Source organism: Actinomadura geliboluensis (assembly GCF_005889745.1).
Lineage (GTDB): Bacteria > Actinomycetota > Actinomycetes > Streptosporangiales > Streptosporangiaceae > Spirillospora > Spirillospora geliboluensis.
In genome coordinates this window covers 1-15,964 of record NZ_VCKZ01000206.1, presented here as the reverse complement: position 1 = coordinate 15,964, position 15,964 = coordinate 1, and the positions used below count along the sequence as shown (strand labels likewise).

15 protein-coding genes and 1 rRNA gene are annotated in these 15,964 nt (G+C 74.4%); 8 read left to right on the top strand and 8 right to left on the bottom strand.

Annotated elements, in window-relative coordinates:
* The first annotated feature begins 10 nt into the window (after positions 1-10).
* Positions 11-127: ribosomal RNA gene (gene rrf / locus ETD96_RS25400) — 5S ribosomal RNA — on the top strand.
* Between the two features lie 76 nt (positions 128-203).
* Here rrf and ETD96_RS25395 read toward each other — a convergent pair.
* Positions 204-701, bottom strand: a complete 498-nt coding sequence (locus ETD96_RS25395; protein ID WP_138638992.1) for an FBP domain-containing protein — start codon at positions 699-701, stop codon at positions 204-206.
* Positions 702-781: 80 nt separating this feature from the next.
* On the opposite strand from ETD96_RS25395, the gene ETD96_RS25390 reads away from it, so the two are divergent.
* The gene (locus ETD96_RS25390; RefSeq protein WP_138638991.1) at positions 782-1,372 is read left to right on the top strand and encodes a TetR/AcrR family transcriptional regulator; all 591 of its coding nucleotides are present in this window, start codon (positions 782-784) and stop codon (positions 1,370-1,372) included.
* On the opposite strand, the gene ETD96_RS25385 is transcribed toward ETD96_RS25390, so the two are convergent.
* From ETD96_RS25385 to ETD96_RS25370, 4 genes are all read right to left on the bottom strand, one after another.
* Positions 1,369-3,021 (bottom strand): DNA repair helicase XPB, encoded by a 1,653-nt coding sequence (locus ETD96_RS25385; protein ID WP_138638990.1) that lies wholly within the window; start codon positions 3,019-3,021, stop codon positions 1,369-1,371. The two genes, ETD96_RS25390 and ETD96_RS25385, sit on opposite strands and share 4 nt — an antisense overlap.
* Before the next feature lie 273 nt (positions 3,022-3,294).
* Positions 3,295-3,699, bottom strand: a complete 405-nt coding sequence (locus ETD96_RS25380; RefSeq protein ID WP_138638989.1) for a hypothetical protein — start codon at positions 3,697-3,699, stop codon at positions 3,295-3,297.
* 114 nt (positions 3,700-3,813) lie between these two features.
* Complete coding sequence (locus ETD96_RS25375) at positions 3,814-6,189, bottom strand: helicase-associated domain-containing protein (RefSeq protein ID WP_138638988.1); 2,376 nt, start codon at positions 6,187-6,189, stop codon at positions 3,814-3,816.
* A gap of 106 nt (positions 6,190-6,295) precedes the next feature.
* On the bottom strand, positions 6,296-6,913 hold the full coding sequence (locus ETD96_RS25370) for a TetR/AcrR family transcriptional regulator (protein ID WP_171069226.1): 618 nt from the start codon (positions 6,911-6,913) through the stop codon (positions 6,296-6,298).
* Between the two features lie 237 nt (positions 6,914-7,150).
* Here ETD96_RS25370 and ETD96_RS25365 point away from each other — a divergent pair, with 237 nt between their 5' ends.
* Positions 7,151-7,633, top strand: a complete 483-nt coding sequence (locus ETD96_RS25365) for a GNAT family N-acetyltransferase (protein ID WP_240808174.1) — start codon at positions 7,151-7,153, stop codon at positions 7,631-7,633.
* Positions 7,634-7,661: 28 nt separating this feature from the next.
* Here the strand turns inward: ETD96_RS25365 and ETD96_RS25360 are convergent, their stop codons facing one another.
* Entirely contained in the window at positions 7,662-8,039 is a 378-nt protein-coding gene (locus tag ETD96_RS25360; RefSeq protein ID WP_138638987.1) for a hypothetical protein, read from the bottom strand.
* A 232-nt stretch (positions 8,040-8,271) separates the two neighbouring features.
* On the opposite strand from ETD96_RS25360, the gene ETD96_RS25355 reads away from it, so the two are divergent.
* Both ETD96_RS25355 and ETD96_RS47670 read left to right on the top strand, forming a co-directional pair.
* The gene (locus tag ETD96_RS25355) at positions 8,272-8,913 is read left to right on the top strand and encodes an HAD family hydrolase (protein ID WP_138638986.1); all 642 of its coding nucleotides are present in this window, start codon (positions 8,272-8,274) and stop codon (positions 8,911-8,913) included.
* A 190-nt stretch (positions 8,914-9,103) separates the two neighbouring features.
* The gene (locus tag ETD96_RS47670; RefSeq protein WP_138638985.1) at positions 9,104-9,499 is read left to right on the top strand and encodes a cold-shock protein; all 396 of its coding nucleotides are present in this window, start codon (positions 9,104-9,106) and stop codon (positions 9,497-9,499) included.
* Positions 9,500-9,520: 21 nt separating this feature from the next.
* Here ETD96_RS47670 and ETD96_RS25345 read toward each other — a convergent pair whose 3' ends face one another.
* Positions 9,521-10,930, bottom strand: coding sequence for an MFS transporter (locus ETD96_RS25345; RefSeq protein WP_138638984.1), 1,410 nt, complete (start codon positions 10,928-10,930; stop codon positions 9,521-9,523).
* Positions 10,931-11,162: 232 nt separating this feature from the next.
* Between ETD96_RS25345 and ETD96_RS25340 the strand changes: the two genes are divergently transcribed.
* Together ETD96_RS25340 and ETD96_RS25335 are read left to right on the top strand one after the other, a co-directional pair.
* Positions 11,163-11,969 carry a DUF3027 domain-containing protein gene (locus ETD96_RS25340; protein ID WP_138638993.1) on the top strand — a complete coding sequence of 269 codons (807 nt, stop codon included), beginning with the start codon at positions 11,163-11,165 and terminating at the stop codon, positions 11,967-11,969.
* A gap of 2 nt (positions 11,970-11,971) precedes the next feature.
* On the top strand, positions 11,972-14,944 hold the full coding sequence (locus ETD96_RS25335) for a sacsin N-terminal ATP-binding-like domain-containing protein (protein WP_138638983.1): 2,973 nt from the start codon (positions 11,972-11,974) through the stop codon (positions 14,942-14,944).
* Here ETD96_RS25335 and ETD96_RS25330 read toward each other — a convergent pair.
* Positions 14,941-15,225, bottom strand: coding sequence for a DUF2530 domain-containing protein (locus tag ETD96_RS25330; protein ID WP_138638982.1), 285 nt, complete (start codon positions 15,223-15,225; stop codon positions 14,941-14,943). The two genes, ETD96_RS25335 and ETD96_RS25330, sit on opposite strands and share 4 nt — an antisense overlap.
* Before the next feature lie 121 nt (positions 15,226-15,346).
* Between ETD96_RS25330 and ETD96_RS25325 the strand changes: the two genes are divergently transcribed.
* Positions 15,347-15,814, top strand: a complete 468-nt coding sequence (locus ETD96_RS25325) for a MarR family transcriptional regulator (protein WP_138638981.1) — start codon at positions 15,347-15,349, stop codon at positions 15,812-15,814.
* Positions 15,815-15,964: the final 150 nt, after the last annotated feature.

Genomic DNA, 15,964 nt, shown 5'->3' with positions numbered 1-15,964 from the left:
CGTTGAGACGTTCGGTGGTTTTGGCGAAGGGGAAACACCCGGTCCCATCCCGAACCCGGAAGTTAAGCCCTTCAGCGCCGATGGTACTGCATGGGAGACCGTGTGGGAGAGTAGGACGCCGCCGGACTCATATTGCAGGAAGGCCCCGCCGTTTTCGGCGGGGCCTTTCTCATTTGTGCGGAGGCTCTCATTTGTGCGGCGGCTCACTGGGTCACCTTCTCCAAGAACTTGTCCAGGTTGGCGTGGACCCGGGCGATCTTCTCGTCCAGAGTGAGCGACTCCTCCAGCCCGCCGCCCGCGACGGACTGCTTCTTGCCCCGGACGTACAGCGAGCAGTCGAGGTCGACGCACATGTACTGCCCGACGGAGTTGCCCTGGCGGCCGGCCTCGCCGCTCCGGCGCGCGGTCATCAGCGCGACGCCGCCGCCGGTGCGCGTGGTCAGGCACAGCGAGCACATGCTGCGCGCAGTGAAGCCGCGGGCCGCGCTGGGAGCCACCCGGAACGAGATGCCGATCGGACGCTCGTCGCGTTCGGCGATGAGGTAGGCGCGTCCGGGGGCACCGGGGTCCTGCCAGCCCAGGAAGTCCAGGTCGTCCCACGGCTGGTCGGCGAAGTCCTTGGGCAGGTCCAGGCGCTTCGCCTCGCCCTTGGAGGCGTTGACGAAGGACCTGCGGATGTCGTGTTCGGTCAGCGGTCTCATGGGCGGCGAGCGTAGTCTTCCTAATGCTATTAGGCAAATGCCTTGCTAGGGTAGGCTGGACGACGCACGGAGGAGGGCCCATGGTTCGCGCGGGAGTGACCGTCGAGCGGGTGACGCTGGCGGCGGCGGAGCTGGCCGACGAGGTCGGCTTCGACAAGGTGACCGTCGCCGCGGTCGCGCGCCGCTTCGGCGTGCGGGAGGCCAGCCTGTACTCGCACATCAAGAACGCCCACGACCTGAAGACCCGGGTCGCGCTGCTCGCGCTCGCCGAACTCGCCGACGACGTCGCGGCCGCGGTGGCCGGACGCGCCGGCAAGGACGCCCTGGTGGCCTTCGCGAGCGCCTACCGGAGCTACGCCAAGCGGCACCCCGGCAGGTACGCGGCGGCCAGGATGGAACTCGACCCCGAGACGGCGCTCAAGAGCGCCGGCGTACGGCACGCGGAGATGACGCGCGCGATCCTGCGGGCCTACGCGCTGCCGGAACCCGACCAGACGGACGCCGTGCGGATGCTGGGCGCCGTGTTCCACGGCTACGTCAGCCTGGAGACCTCCGGCGCCTTCCAGCACACCCCGCGCGACGTGGACGCCTCCTGGGCCAGGACCTTGGACGCCCTCGACAGCGCCCTCCGGAACTGGCCCACAGCACCCGAAGCGCCCCCAGCCTCCTAGAAGTCGTCTCCTGCGAGGACGGTGTCGGCGTCGACGATGCGGTACGCGTAGCCCTGCTCGGCGAGGAAGCGCTGCCGGTGGGCGGCGTAGTCCTGGTCGAGGGTGTCGCGGGCGACGACGGCGTAGAAGCGGGCCCCGGCCCCGGACGCCTTGGGGCGCAGCAGCCGTCCCAGCCGCTGAGCCTCCTCCTGGCGCGACCCGTAGGCACCCGACACCTGGACGGCGACGGACGCCTCCGGCAGGTCGATCGAGAAGTTCGCGACCTTCGACACGACCAGGACGTCGATCTCGCCCGAGCGGAACGCGTCGAAGAGCCGCTCCCGCTCGCGGACCCTGGTCTCGCCCTTGATGACGGGGGCGTCCAGGAGCGCGCCGAGTTCGTCCAGCTGGTCGATGTACTGGCCGATGACGAGCGTCTGCTCGCCGCGGTGGCGGTCGACGAGCGCCTGGATGAGCTTGGTCTTGGTGTCGGTCGTGGCGCAGTAGCGGTACCGCTCCTCGGGCTCGGCGGTCGCGTAGGCGAGGCGCTCGGCGTCGGTGAGGGTGACGCGGACCTCGACGCAGTCGGCGGGCGCGATCCAACCCTGGGACTCCATGTCCTTCCAGGGCGCGTCGTAGCGCTTCGGCCCGATGAGGGAGAAGACGTCGCCCTCGCGGCCGTCCTCGCGGACGAGGGTGGCGGTGAGGCCGAGCCGGCGGCGGGCCTGCAGATCGGCGGTCATCCGGAAGATCGGCGCGGGCAGCAGGTGCACTTCGTCGTAGACGACGAGGCCCCAGTCGCGGGCGTCGAAGAGCTCCAGGTGCGTGTAGACGCCCTTCCGGCGCGTCGTCATGATCTGGTAGGTGGCGATGGTGACCGGCCGGATCTCCTTCTTCGTGCCGGTGTACTCGCCGATCTCGTCCTCGGTGAGGGACGTGCGCCGCAGCAGCTCCTGCTTCCACTGGTGCGCGGACACGGTGTTGGTGACGAGGATGAGCGTGGTGGCCTGCGCGCGCGCCATGGCGGCGGCGCCGACGATCGTCTTTCCGGCGCCGCAGGGCAGGACGACGACGCCGGAGCCGCCATGCCAGAACGCCGACGCGGCCTCCTCCTGGTAGGAGCGGAGCTGCCAGCCGTCCTCGGCGAGGGAGATCGCGTGGGCCTCGCCGTCCACGTAGCCGGCGAGGTCCTCGGCGGGCCAGCCGAGCTTGAGCAGGGCCTGCTTGAGGGCGCCGCGCTCGCTCGGGTGGACGGCGACGGCGTCGTCCCCGACCCGGTCGCCGATCATGCCCTTGATCTTCTTGGCCCGCAGGACCTCCTCCAGCACCGACCGGTCGGAGGACGACAGGACGAGCCCGTGCACGGGGTCCTTCTCCAGCCGGAGCCGCCCGTACCGCGCCATCGTGTCGGCGACGTCCACCAGGAGGGCGTGCGGGACGGGGTAGCGGGAGAAGCGCAGCAGCGTGTCGACGACCTGCTCGGCGTCGTGCCCGGCGGCGCGGGCGTTCCACAGCGCGAGCGGCGTCACCCGGTAGGTGTGGACGTGCTCGGGCGCCCGTTCCAGCTCGGCGAACGGGGCGATCTCCTTGCGGCAGGCGTCGGCCAGTTCGTGGTCGACCTCCAGCAGCAGCGTCTTGTCGGACTGGACGATGAGCGGACCGTCGGACAAAGCAGCAGCCCTTCGTCGGGGTTCGATGATCGGTGCTCCGCGTTCGACCGCCGGGGCGCCGCAGCCGCACGCTACCCGAGCCGCGCCCCAGGATGGCGCGTTCCGAACCGGACCGCAGACTCTAACAACCCCCGCCGCCGCGTTTATTGCCTCAGCGGACGCGGCGCGTGCGGCGCGCCTACGGACTGCTGGTCGCGCCGGGCGCCGTGCGGTATCGCGATCACGTCGTCCACATGCGGACGTTCAGGACGTCGCCCTGGACTGGCCCTGTTCCTAGATGCCGCCGGAGTCGTAGCCGGAGTCGCTGTTGACCATGACGATGACGTAGATGATGCCGAGGACGATGCCGCAGACGATGGACAGGGCGAACAGCACCCAGCCCGCGATCGTCAGCTTGCGGGCCGACTCGGGGTCGGTGTGGACGCGGCCCATCGCGAGCGCGGCGACGATCGCGCCGGGGATGGCCAGCAGGCCGCAGCACAGCACGACGCTGACGATGTTGCAGACCAGGCAGGCGGTCGTGTTGGCGTTGCTCTGCCGCTGGACGGGCACGCCGGGGGGACCGTAGGCGTAGCCGGGAGGCGGCTGCGCGCCGGGATACGGGGAACCGCTCCAGCCCTGGGACCCGGACCCGTAGGGGTCCTGCCAGCCGGGCGGGGTGCCGCCGTATCCGCTCACAGACGGCCTCCTCAACTCGCCGATGGGGCTCCAGACTAGGACGTCCGGACCCCGGCACGGGTTCCTTTTCGCGGCCGTAACACCCCGTCCATCCGTCCCGTCAGGGAAAGGGTGCTATGTGCCGGTCTCGTCGTCCAGTTCTGAGACGCCGGTGATGCGGTGGAGCGCGAAGCGGTGCACGGCGGCGCGGGTCGCGTCGTAGCCGGTGAGGAAGCCGCCCTCGACCCGGACGGGCGCCACGATGCGGCTGGACGCCTGGCCCTGCTGGTCGAGGTAGCCGATCCAGACGCGGCCGCCGCGCTCGACGGCGGCGCGGAGCCGCTCGATGGTGGCCATCGCGGGGGAGCGGGGCGGTTCCCCGCCGGGGGCCGCGGCCTGCCGGGCGGCCTGCTCGGCGCCGTGCCGGGACGCCTCGTCGCCCGCGCGCACCGCGCGCACGGCGGCGGCGATCATCGAGGCGTCGGTGCGCTCCTCCGGCCGCAACCGGACGATCTCGGCGGTCGGCGGCGGGTCGGCGCGCTGCGCGTCCGGCCGGGTCACGATCACGCCGCCGCCGGGCGCCTCGGCGACCGGGGCGAGGCCCATCCCGCGCAGGCCGTCGAGCAGGTCGGCGCGCTGCAGCCCGGACGCGAGGACGGTCGGCGCGAGCCGGTGCAGCCGCAGCGGCTCGGCGCGCCGGTCGGCGAGGATCTCGTCGAGGGTGGCGGCGGAGTCGGTGCGGACGTAGGAGGACAGCGCCCCGACGCGCAGGTGCCCGTGCCGCCGCGCGACGTCGTCGATGAGGTAGGTGAGCGGCTGCGGCAGCGGCGTCGCCGAGTGCCGGGTCAGCAGGTCGGTGATGTCGGCGGCGGACCGGCCGGCGTCGAGGGCGCGGCGGATCGACTCGGGCGTGAACCGGTAGACGGTGGCGCCGCCGGTGGACTCGACGTCGGCGGCGAGCGCGAGCTCCCGGGCGAGGTCGGTGACGAGCGGACCCGGCGCGATCGCGGTCAGGTCGGCCTGGATGAGGATCTCGTCGACGGGCTCGGGAAGGTACTTCTCCAGGGCGGGCTCGGGGTCGTCGCCGGCGAGGAGGTCGCGGGCGAACGCGACCAGTTCCCCGAAGCCGGTGAGGCCGAGCGCGGCGGCCTCGCGCAGCGTCCAGCCGAGGAGCCGCTCGCGGGTCGGGCCGCCGCGGCGGGGCCGCAGCCAGGCGAGCCGGGTGCGCAGCGCGTCCTCGTCGACGGCGGCGCCGCGCCCGGCGCCGGCGAGGACCTCCAGGATCTCCCGGCGGGTGGCGGGGGCGCTGCTGCGCACCATCGCCTCGCTGAGCGCGTTGATCAGCCGGTCGCGGTCGTCGCGCTCCCCGGCGAGCCCGGCGACGCGGTCGGACTTCAGCCAGCCGCGGGCCAGCTCCGTCCAGCGGCCGGCGGTGTCGCGCATGAGCCACAGGTCGTAGGCGGGGGTGGGCAGCCACTCGCCGTCGAGGTCGCCGCTGCGGGTGAGCAGCCCGGCGGCGTAGGCGATCTCGACGAGCAGCGCCGCCTTCCACTCGGGGACGTCCAGCAGCGCCGCGGCGGCGCGCAGGTCGCGGACGGCGAGGCCGCCGCTGCGCAGCACCGGCGGCGGTTCCAGGCCCCAGCGCTCCAGCAGCTCCTCGATGAGCCGGACGGCGCCCGCCGCCTCGCCCGCGGCGGCGCGGACCACGACGTCCTCGGCGCGGGGCTCGCGGGCCGCGGCGGGCAGCGGCGGCGGCTCGGCGGGGACGTCCCGGAACAGCCGGCCGCCGCGCAGGTGCAGCGCGACCTCGCGGGGGAGCGTGACGGTGCGGTCGTCCTCGGCGGCGAGGAGGCCGCGGGCGAGCAGCCGCTCGATCGGCGTCGCCGCGGTGTCGACGCGGAGGGGGCGGCGCGCGTCGGCGACCCGTCCGAACGGCGGCCCCCAGGCGAGCTGGTCGAGGGCGGCCCGCGCGTCGGGCCCGGCGTCCTCGATGAGCGCGGCGGGGTCGGCGAGCAGCTCGGCGAGCCGGCGCAGCAGCCGGGCGGAGTCGGGGAAGCCGCGCGGAGCCGCGCCTTCGAGGTCGGTGATCAGGTCGGTGAGCCGCTCGGCCGGGTAGCCCGCGAAGACCTCCTGGACGGGCGGGCCGAGCCCCGCCGGGTGCGGCAGCCCCTGCCGGACGCCGGGCGCGGTGGCCGGTGCCTTCTCGCCCCAGACCAGCCCGTAGCGGCGCAACGTGCCGAGGGCGCGCTCTACCTGCGGGGGCGTCGCGTCGAGGGCGGCCGCGAGCGCGTCCGCGTCCGGCTCGGGCAGCACGAGGAGGGCTTCGAGGACGGCGAGGGTGAACCGGTCGAGCCGGTCGAGGGCGCGGGTGACCGCGGCGGGCGTCGCGGCGCGGGCGGCGAGCGCGGTCAGGTCGGCGGGGACGGGGGCGAGCAGTTCCGGACGCGCGGACAGCAGCGCACGAAGCTCGTCATCGCCTCGCGCGCGCAACCAGTCCGCATACGTGTCCATGCCGTTCCCCAACCTTATGTCGCGTGCACGCCGCTGGTACGCGGGTCCACAGGGTAGGAGCCCGCGGGGCGTGCCCGAAGCCGGCGAGGAACCAGGATGGCGCAGGTCAGGTGGCGGGTGTGCGCTCCAGGTGCACCAGCCCGAGCCCGAGCCGCGCCCAGCTCTCCACGAACCGCTTCTCGTCGATGCGGGTCGGCGGCTCGTACATCGACTCGTTCGCCAGCCAGTAGTTCACCACGGCGCCGCCGAGGATCGAGGCGATCGCGGGCCAGTCTTCGCGCGCGCCCTCGAACTCGGGCTGCGCGGCCAGCCAGGTCGCGATCCCGTCGTAGAGCGGGTTGACGATGCCCTCGCGCATCTCCGCGACCAGGTTCGGGAACTGGTCGAGGTCGCGGAACAGCACCCGGATGAGGTCCTGCTCCTCGCGCATCTTCGCGAGCCCGGCCTGGCACGTCATCCGCAGCCGCACCTCCAGCGGCCGCTCCTCGTAGGCGGCGGCCTGGACGAGGACGTCGCTGATCTGGCGGCGGGTCCGCTCGATGTGCTCGCGGATGGCGGAGGCGAGCACCTCCTCCTTGGACCGGAAGTGCCGGTAGAGCCCGCCGGCGCCCGGGGACAGGCCCGCCGCGGCCTCGATCTCCGCGACCGACGTCGCCGTGTAGCCCCGGTCGGCGAACAACCGGAGCGACTCGGACACGATGCGCTCGCGCGTGGATGGCGTCATGGTGATGAATTCCTCCGCAAGAACACTAAGGCATGTTCGGCCCGCGGGCCGCCGCCTCCTCGCACGGCACGCCCGAACCGGTCGCGCCGCGCGCCCCGGCCGGTCGTACGGCGCGCCCGAACCGGTCGTGCGGCGCGCCCGAATCCGCGATGCTCCGCCTCCGGGGGCCGGGAGGACTAGAGTTCGTTGGCGCACGCCCCCGTCGCCGGAAGGGGCGTCGCCCAGGAAAGGTCGACGATGTTCAAGTCTCCGCGGAAGGCGGTGGGCGGGGCCTTCCTGCCCGAGGACTTCGTGGTGCCCACGCTGGTGGCGGGGCCCGACTTCCAGATCCGCCCGATCACCGTGCACGACGTGGTGAAGGACTACGGCGCCGTGATCGGCAGCCTCGACCGGCTGGCCGGCCGGTTCGGCCCCGAGTGGGGGTGGCCCGACCACGAGTTCACCTTCGAGCAGGCCCTGATCGACGTCGCCTGGCTGCAGAAGGAGGGGCAGCTGCGGCGCTCGTTCAGCTACGTGGTGATCACGCCGGACGGGGAGCGGCAGCTCGGCCGCATCCATGTCGCGCCGTCCGACGACCCCGCCGCGGACGCCGTCGTGGTGTTCTGGGTCCGCGCGGACGAGGAGAACTCCGTCCTGGAGAAGGAGCTGGAGACGTTCGTCCGCCGGTGGGTGACGACGGCCTGGCCGTTCGACGAGGTCCGCTTCCCCGGCCGGGACTAGCCGGGCGCGCCGGCTCGGCCCGGCCTGGTCAGGCCAGGCGGCGGACGAGGCCGACCACGATTCGGCCGATCACCAGGTACACGGCGGCCGCCAGTCCGTAGTTGACCGCCACGTCCGCCTTGTGGTTCGCGGGCTGGAAGACGTCCTTGAACTGCCAGCACAGGTCGGTGGCCCGCTCGCCGAACCAGCGGACGATGTCGTTCGCCGTGTTCGCCTCGAACGCGACGAACACGATGTGCACGGCCAGGACCGCCACGACGACCGTGGTCACGACGGAGACGGCCGTGGCGAGCGCTCCGACGGCGCGGCGGCGGGCCCCGGCGGCGCGGGCCGTGAACGCGCGCCGCCGCGGCGGGGCGCGGTGCTCGCCGCCCGGCTCGGTGCGGGTGGTGGGGTCGTCTGCCATCTGCGGCCTCCTTCACCGGGGGGCTGTGCCGGGGGCGGCCGGCGGAGTGATCGTCCTTGGCGCCGGGGTGACGTGTTCGGGTGCTGTGTTTTCCCTGGTCAGCTGGTTTGTGGTCGGGGGGTCGGGTATATCGCCATCACGGTCCCGCGTTCTCCTACTCGGATCCCGTCGCATCGCCACTACCAGGAGAGCGCGGGTCCTCCCATGTGTCCAGCCCCTTACCCTGTGGGGCGTGCTCGATCTCGAACCTCCCGCTTCGTCCGGCGCGTCCTTCACCGTCGGTTTCGACCTCGATCTGACCTTGGCCGACACGCGGGCCGCCATCGGCGCCGTGTACGCCGCCCTCGCCGCGGAGACGGGCGTCCCCATCGACACCGAGCAGGTGGTCGGGCGGATCGGGCCGCCGCTGGAGGAGGAGCTGGCCTACTGGTTCCCGGCGGACGAGGTGCCCGCGATGGCGGCCCGGTACCGGGCGATCTACCCGGATGTCGCGATCCCGGCGACCGGCCTCATGCCGGGCGCCGTCGCCGCGCTGGACGCCGTGCGCGCCCGGGGCGGGCGGGTGGTCGTCGTGTCGGGCAAGAACCAGGCCGACACCGAGCGCACCGTCCGGTTCCTCGGGCTGCGGGCGGACGCCGTGGTCGGCGGCCTGTTCGGCGCCGACAAGGGCACGGCGCTGCGCGCGCACGGCGCCGGCGCCTACATCGGCGACCACACCGGCGACGTGGACGCGGCGCGGGCCGCGTCGGCGGTGGCGGTGGCCGTCGCGACCGGTCCGTTCGACTCGGCGGCCCTCACCGCGTACGGTGCCGACGTCGTCCTGCCGGATCTGCTGGCGTTCCCGGGGTGGCTCGGCGGGTTCCGGACGGCCTGACACGGTCCTGACCGGCCCTGACCGGGGGCTGCGCGCGGCCCGATATTCGGGTGCCGTCCGCGGAGGTCCGGGATAGCGTCGGAGGCGTTGCCCCGTAGGCCCTCTCCGGGGGTACCCGGCGTGTACACCGGCCCGCGGCGAGGCACTAATCTTGGGGGCGATTCAGGACGATTACCGAACGAGGTCTCCGGTGCCGACTGGCAAGGTCAAGTGGTACGACTCCGACAAGGGGTTCGGCTTCCTCACCCGCGACGACGGCGGGGAGGTCTTCGTGCACTCATCGGCGCTGCCGGGCGGCGTCACCACGCTCAGGCCGGGGCAGCGCATCGAGTTCGGCGTGGTCGAGGGGCGCCGCGGGCAGCAGGCCCTCCAGGTGCGGGTGCTGGAGTCGCTGCCGTCGGTGGAGAAGACCATCGCCAAGCAGCGGCGCAAGAAGCCGGACGAGATGGTCGTGATCACCGAGGACCTGATCAAGCTGCTGGACGGGATATCCAACACCTACCGGCGCGGCAAGCACCCGTCCCCGGCGGAGGCGAAGAAGATCGCCACCGTGCTGCGGGCGGTCGCCGACGACCTCTCTCCCTGAGGACGCCGGAAGGGCATGCGGTCAGGCGCGCATCTCCGGATGCGCGTCTTTGATCGTCGTGGTCGGCGCGGTCGCGTCCGGGCGGCGGCGGCCGCGGCGGTGCGTCCCGGCCTGCCGGGTCAGCAGCAGGCCGAAGGCCAGCGCGAGCGCCGCCGCGACGGTCGCGAGCGCGACCCGGCCGTCCGCGACGATCGACATGCCGAGGCCGAGCAGCCCGCCGAGCACCCAGCTGAGCTGGTGCAGCGTCTCCGACACCGCGAACGTGGACGAGCGCAGCTCCTCGCCGATCTCGCGCTGCACGACCGCGTCCATCGACAGCTTGCCGAGGACCTGGCCGAGACCGGCGGCGGTCGCCACGGCGAGGGCCGCCCACAGCCCGAAGAACGCGGCGCCCGCGGCGGTGACGCCGGTGACGGCGGCGAGCGTCGCCGACACGATGAGCCGGGGCGCCCGCGCCTTCATGTAGGCGCCGAGCGCGGTGCCGAGCAGCCCGCCCGCGCCCGCGCACGCGGCCAGCAGGCCGAGCGCGACATGGTGGGACACCGGGTCGAACCGCTCCTGCCGCAGCAGGAACGCCAGGTAGATGATCAGGAAGCCGGAGAAGGCGCGCAGCACCGCGTTCGCCTCCATCGCCTCCACGACGAGGGGCCCGACGCGGGGCAGCGCCCGCCAGCGCCGCGTGCCCTTTTCGGCCGGTTCCGGCCGCGGGGCCTCCTCGGGGACGTCGACGTGCCCCGGCAGCCGCATGGTGAACAGCACGCCGAGCAGGAACACGGCCGTGCCGATGCGCAGCACCCAGGCCGGCCCGATGAGCAGGGCGAGCCCCGCCGCGGCCGGCGCGGTCACCGACGCCGTGATCAGCCCGGCGAACGAGGCGCGCGCGTTCGCCGTCACCAGCGTGATCTCGTCCGGCAGGACGCGCGGGGTGACCGACGCGCGCAGCACCCCGAACGCCTTCGACAGCACCAGCACGCCGAACGCGGCGGGCAGGAAGGTGACCTGGTCGCCGTGCGGGAGCGCGCTCGCCATCGCCCAGCACAGCAGCGCCCGCATCACGAACGTGCTGGCGATCGCGTAGCGGCGGACGTGCCTGGCCCGGTCCAGCGCGGGGCCGATCAGCGGGGCGACGAGCGCGAACGGCGCCATCGTGACGACGAGGTAGAGGGCGATCTGGCCGCGCGCCTGGTTGACGTCCAGGCCGAAGAACAGCGTCCCCGCCAGCGCGACCGTGACCATGGCGTCGCCCGCGGAGTTGATCGCGGACGCCTCGATCAGGCTGCCGAGGCCGCTGCGCCCGGCGCCCTGCGCGTGGGTGACGCGGCGGGTGAGCCGGCCCGTGCCGAGGACGGCCGAGCGCACGCCGCGGCCGGCGCGCGCCGCACCCCCGGTGACGGCGCGCAGGCTCCGTCCGGCCCTCGTCCCGTCCGCCATGCGCCCTGATCTCTCCCAGCGGCCGCGCCGGCTCGGCACCGGGGACGGCCATCGGAGTCGTTCGATTGAGGGTACGTTCCCCGCTGGAATGCGGGCTCACCCCACCGATTCGGCGGGCCCGGGCCGCCGCCCGCCTCCGGACGGTGCCCGGCCACGTCCTCCCATGGGCGAGAATTGAGGTGTGAGCCCACAGCGCCAGACCAGCCCCGCGCGTCCCGCCGCCGCGCGCACCATGTCCGGGCCCGCCCGCCGGACCCGCACACCCGCCGTCGACACCGCCTGCGCCGAGGCCGTCGACCTCGCCCGCGAGGCCGCCGAGGACACCGCCGGCGCCGCGCAGGTCGGCGAGCACCTCGGCCTGCGCCCCGAGGCCGACCGGGTGGTCACGCACTACTTCACGTGCCTCGACCCCGCCTACCGGGGCTGGCGCTGGGCGGTCACCGTGGCCCGCGCGTCCCGCGCGAAGAACGTCACGGTCAGCGAGTGCGTGCTGCTGCCCGGCGACGACGCGCTGCTGGCGCCGCCGTGGGTGCCGTGGCTGGAGCGGCTGCGCCCCGGCGACCTCGGCCCCGGCGACCTGCTGCCGACGGCCCCCGACGACGTCCGGCTCGCGCCCGGGTTCACCCAGGTCGACGACTCCACCGACCGCGAGGCCCAGTGGGAGCTCGGCCTCGGCCGCGTCCGGGTGCTGTCGCGGGAGGGCCGGGACGAGGCCGCGACCCGCTGGTACGAGGGCGTCGCGGGGCCCCGCGCGCCCATCGCCGCGTCCGCGCCCGCGCAGTGCTCCACCTGCGGCTTCTTCGTCGGGCTGGCGGGCGAGTTGCGGCAGGTGTTCGGGGTCTGCGCGAACGAGTACGCGCCCGACGACGGTCGCGTGGTCTCCGCCGACCACGGCTGCGGGGCGCACTCCGAGGCGGTCTCCATCCCGGCGGCGTCCGAGCACAACCCGCCGGTGATCGACGAGCTCGGGTACGAGGTCATCCCCGCCGGTGACGAGGACACCGCCTCCCTGGACGACGAGGCCCTCGGCCACAGCTGACCATGCCGGACACTCCGGATGATCTCCATGCCCGGGCCCTTCGCGAACGTGTGCTGAGGGCTTGGGCGGAGTCCCCGGCGCGCTTCCGTGAGGACGCCAACGCCGAAGAGGACTACGCCCTGGGCGGCTACCGCGACCGCGCGGTCATCGAGCTCGCCCAGAACGCCGCCGACGCCGCGCTGCGCGCCGGCGTGCCCGGCCGTCTCCGGCTGGCCCTGCGGACGTCGCCGTCCGGGAGTGTCCTGACCGCCGCCAACACGGGGGCGCCGCTGGACGCGGAGGGCGCCGAGGCGCTGTCCACGCTCCGCGCCTCGTCCAAGCGGGACGAGACGGCCGCGACGGGGCGCTTCGGCGTGGGGTTCGCCGCCGTGGTCGCCGTGTCGGACGCGCCGTCCATCGCCTCGGCGCGTCCCGTCCCGGTGGGGGTCGGGTGGTCGCGGGAGCGGGCTCGGGCCCTGGTGGAGGCGGTGCCCGCGCTCGCCGAGGAGGCCGCGCGGCGGGGCGGGCATGTGCCGCTCCTGCGGTTGCCGTTCGCGCTGGACGAGGTGCCGGACGTCCCGGACGGGTTCGACACCCTGGTGCGGCTGCCGCTGCTGGAGGACGCGGTCGAGTCCGTCCGGCGCCAGCTGGAGCAGGTGGGGGCGGCGCTGATGCTGGCCTTGCCGGCGCTGGCGCGCGTTGAGATCGACGTTGACGGTGATGTGCGCGAACTGGTCGCTGAGCGGCGTCCAGGTGGCGAGGTCGTCATCAACGGCGGCGTGTGGCGGACGGTCGAGGCGCATGGGGAGATCCCGGGCGAGCTTCTGGCGGACCGTCCCGTGGAGGAACGGGCGCGTCCGTTCTGGCAGGTGCGGTGGGCCCTGCCAGAGGACGGCCTGCCCGAGGGCATGCCGCCGGTGGTGCACGCCCCCACGCCCAGCGACGAGCGGCTGGATCTGCCCGCTCTGCTCATCGCGTCGTTCCCGCTCGCCCCTGACCGGCGGCACGTCGCGCCAGGGCCGCTGACCGAGTACCTCGCGGAGCGGGCCGCCGAGACCTACGTGCGGCTCCTCACCGGCCTGCCCGTGTCGCCGGGCGTGCTCGACCTCGTGCCGGGGCCGGTGGGCGCCGGGGAGCTCGATGCGCGGATCCGGCGCGGGATCCGGGAGCGGCTGCCCGAGGCGCCCGTGCTGCCGCACGGGACGCGCGGCCGGGACGCGATCGCGATCGACGCGCCCGCGCCGTTCGTCGGGCTGCTCGCGGCGGACGCCGTGGTCGGCGGGCTCCTGCCGGCGGAGTGGCCGGCGCGGAGCCCGGCGCTGGCGGCGCTCGGGGTACGCCGGGTGGAGCTGGCCGACGTGATCGATGAGCTGGCCGCTGTGGACCGGGAACCGGCGTGGTGGCACCGGGTGTACGAGGCGCTCGGCGGGGCCGCCACGGACGCGCTGGGCGCCCTGCCGGTGCCGCTGGCGGGCGCGGAGCCCCGGCTGGTGCGCGGGCCGCGCGGGCTGCTGATCGCGGACGGCGTCGACCCGGCCGGGCTGGACGCGCTCGGGCTGCGGTTCGTCCACCCGGAGGCCGTGCATCCGCTGCTGTCCCGGCTCGGGGCGGTCGAGGCGGGCCCGCGCGCGGTGCTGGGCGACCCGGCCGTCCGGGTGGCCGTCGAGGAGTCGTTCGACGCCGACGACCCGGACGCGGTCGCCGAGGCCGTGCTGGGGCTGGTGGGGCCCGCGCACATCGACCCCGGTGACGAGCCCTGGCTGGCCGAACTCGCCCTCCCGGGCGACGACGGCGACCTCTACCCGGCCGGTGAGCTCCTCCTGCCGGAGAGCCCGCTGCGCAGCCTCATGGCCGACGACGCACCGTTCGGCGTCGTGGACGGCGACCTCCTGGAGAAGTGGGGCGCCGAGACCCTCACCGCCGTCGGCGTCCTGGACGGCTTCGCCCTCGCCAAGAGCGAGGACGTGAACCTCATGGGGCTCGCCGACGAGGCCGAGACCCTCCACCTGGACGACGAGGACCTGTGGGCCGACGACGCCCTCCGGCGCATCGGCCCGCAAGACCTCCCACCGCTCGTGCCGGAGTTCACGGCCGTCCGCGACCTGGAACTCGTCGCCGACTGGGCGGCGGCGCTCAAGGTCTTGGCCGGGCCTCCGTGGCGGGCCGCGATCGTTGACCCCGCCCATGTCACCTTGCACAACGGCAGGCGCGTGGCCGTCCCGTCGTACACGGCGTGGTGGCTGGGACGGCACCCGGTCTTGGACGGCCGTAGACCCGGCGAGTTCCGCCTGCCTGGCGACGACTCGCTGACAGGGCTCTACGACGTCGCACCAGACGGCCTTGACGAGCGGCTCCTGCTCGCGCTGGGCGTCCGCACGTCACTTGAAGAACTGCTGGAGGAGCCGGGCGGAGCGCAAGAGCTGCTCGACCGGCTCAGTGACCCCGACCGCTCTGTGACCCGCGCCCGCCTGGCCGGCCTCTGGACGACCCTGGCGGACACCCCCGAAGTGGACATCGAGCCACCCGACCGTCTACGCGCCATCGTGGACGGCGAGGTCGAGCTTGTGGACGCGGGCGACGCCCTCGTCCTGGACAGCCCCGACCTCCTGCCCCTCCTGCAAGGGCAGCCGCTCATCATCGCCGCCCAGGGACGCGACGCCGCGCTGGCCGAACTCCTGGACCTTCCGCTGGCGGGCGACGAGATCCCGGGCGAGGTCGAGTCGCACGGCGAGAAACGCTCCGTCCCGACCGCCGTCAGGGCCGTCCTACCGGACGCCCCGGCCGATTACCTCGCCCATGAACGCCTCACCGTGGACGGCCAGGACGTCCCCTGGTGGACGCGAGACGGCGAGATCCATGCGAGCGACGTGCACGGCCTGGCGCGGGCGCTCGCCTGGTCCACCGGCAACTGGGCGGACCGGCTGCTGATCGAGGCCGTCCTGCGCGACCCCGCGGCGGTGCCGGCCCTCCTGGCCGAGGCCGACCTGGAGCCCTAGCCGGCGCTCTCCCGCTCCTCGTCCGCCGCCGCGGCCCGCCGCTCGGCGCGCTCGGCCTCCTGCCGGGCGCGCCCCGCCTGCAGCCGGGGCGTGTACCACATGGCGAACAGGCCGATCCCGATGCCGGTGCAGCACACCCACAGCCACCACCGGTCCTCGGACGGCAGCCCGACGATGAGCAGCACCACGAGCGCGATCGCCCAGGCGCCGGTGCCCGCCGCCGCGATCCGGACGTCGTTGGTCTGCATCGGCGGGGGATCCGGGAGGCGGGTGCGGCTCATGGGTTCAGGCTACTGGGTGCGGGCTTCGCCGCCCCGGCCGCGCCGTCCTCCGCCGACCGCGGTGATGTGGGCCGACCTGCGGCGTGGCAGCATGGGCAGCAGACCCGGGAGAGCGAACACGATGACAACCCCACCGATCCGGGGCCGCACGGCGTCCGCGCCGGGGCTGGCCGAGGAGCTGCGCATCTCGATCGCGCGGCTCACCCGCCGCCTGCGCACGCTGCGCCCGCCCGCGGCGGGCGACGGCGGCCGTCCGCTGTCGCTCACGCAGTTCGCCGCGCTCGCCGCCATCGAGCGGCACGGGTCGATGACGCCGCGCGAGCTGGCCGACCACGAGAAGGTCCAGCCGCCCTCGATGACCCGCGTGATCGCCTACCTGGAGGAGCGGGGGCTCGTCGCCCGCCGCCCGCACCCGACCGACGGCCGCCAGGTCGTGCTGAACGCCACCGAGGCGGGCGCCGCCCTCCTCGCCGACGAGCGCCGCCGCAAGGAGGCGTGGCTCGCCCGCCGCCTCGCCGAGCTGACCGACGAGGAGCGCGAGACCCTCCGCCGCGCCGCTCCGATCATCGACCGCCTCAGCCGCTCCTAGGCCGCGCCCGCGCCCGCGCCTGCTCATTCCGGACGTTCGCGGGCGGCGCCGCCGGAGTCCGCCGGCGGGTCGGCCGCGTCCGGTCCCGAGCCGGGGCGGCGGGTCTTCTGCAGTCGTGCTCGCGCTCGACCGTGCCAGGCCGGCACCTCG

What these genes read in the sequence shown, in the direction of transcription:
- ETD96_RS25395 (WP_138638992.1), bottom strand. Translation starts at nt 701, where the DNA reads ATGAGACCGCTGACCGAACACGACATCCGCAGGTCCTTCGTCAACGCC.
- ETD96_RS25390 (WP_138638991.1), top strand. Translation starts at nt 782, where the DNA reads ATGGTTCGCGCGGGAGTGACCGTCGAGCGGGTGACGCTGGCGGCGGCG.
- ETD96_RS25375 (WP_138638988.1), bottom strand. Translation starts at nt 6,189, where the DNA reads ATGGACACGTATGCGGACTGGTTGCGCGCGCGAGGCGATGACGAGCTT.
- ETD96_RS25370 (WP_171069226.1), bottom strand. Translation starts at nt 6,913, where the DNA reads ATGACGCCATCCACGCGCGAGCGCATCGTGTCCGAGTCGCTCCGGTTG.
- ETD96_RS25365 (WP_240808174.1), top strand. Translation starts at nt 7,151, where the DNA reads ATGTTCAAGTCTCCGCGGAAGGCGGTGGGCGGGGCCTTCCTGCCCGAG.
- ETD96_RS25360 (WP_138638987.1), bottom strand. Translation starts at nt 8,039, where the DNA reads ATGGCAGACGACCCCACCACCCGCACCGAGCCGGGCGGCGAGCACCGC.
- ETD96_RS25345 (WP_138638984.1), bottom strand. Translation starts at nt 10,930, where the DNA reads ATGGCGGACGGGACGAGGGCCGGACGGAGCCTGCGCGCCGTCACCGGG.
- ETD96_RS25340 (WP_138638993.1), top strand. Translation starts at nt 11,163, where the DNA reads ATGTCCGGGCCCGCCCGCCGGACCCGCACACCCGCCGTCGACACCGCC.
- ETD96_RS25335 (WP_138638983.1), top strand. Translation starts at nt 11,972, where the DNA reads ATGCCGGACACTCCGGATGATCTCCATGCCCGGGCCCTTCGCGAACGT.
- ETD96_RS25330 (WP_138638982.1), bottom strand. Translation starts at nt 15,225, where the DNA reads ATGAGCCGCACCCGCCTCCCGGATCCCCCGCCGATGCAGACCAACGAC.
- ETD96_RS25325 (WP_138638981.1), top strand. Translation starts at nt 15,347, where the DNA reads ATGACAACCCCACCGATCCGGGGCCGCACGGCGTCCGCGCCGGGGCTG.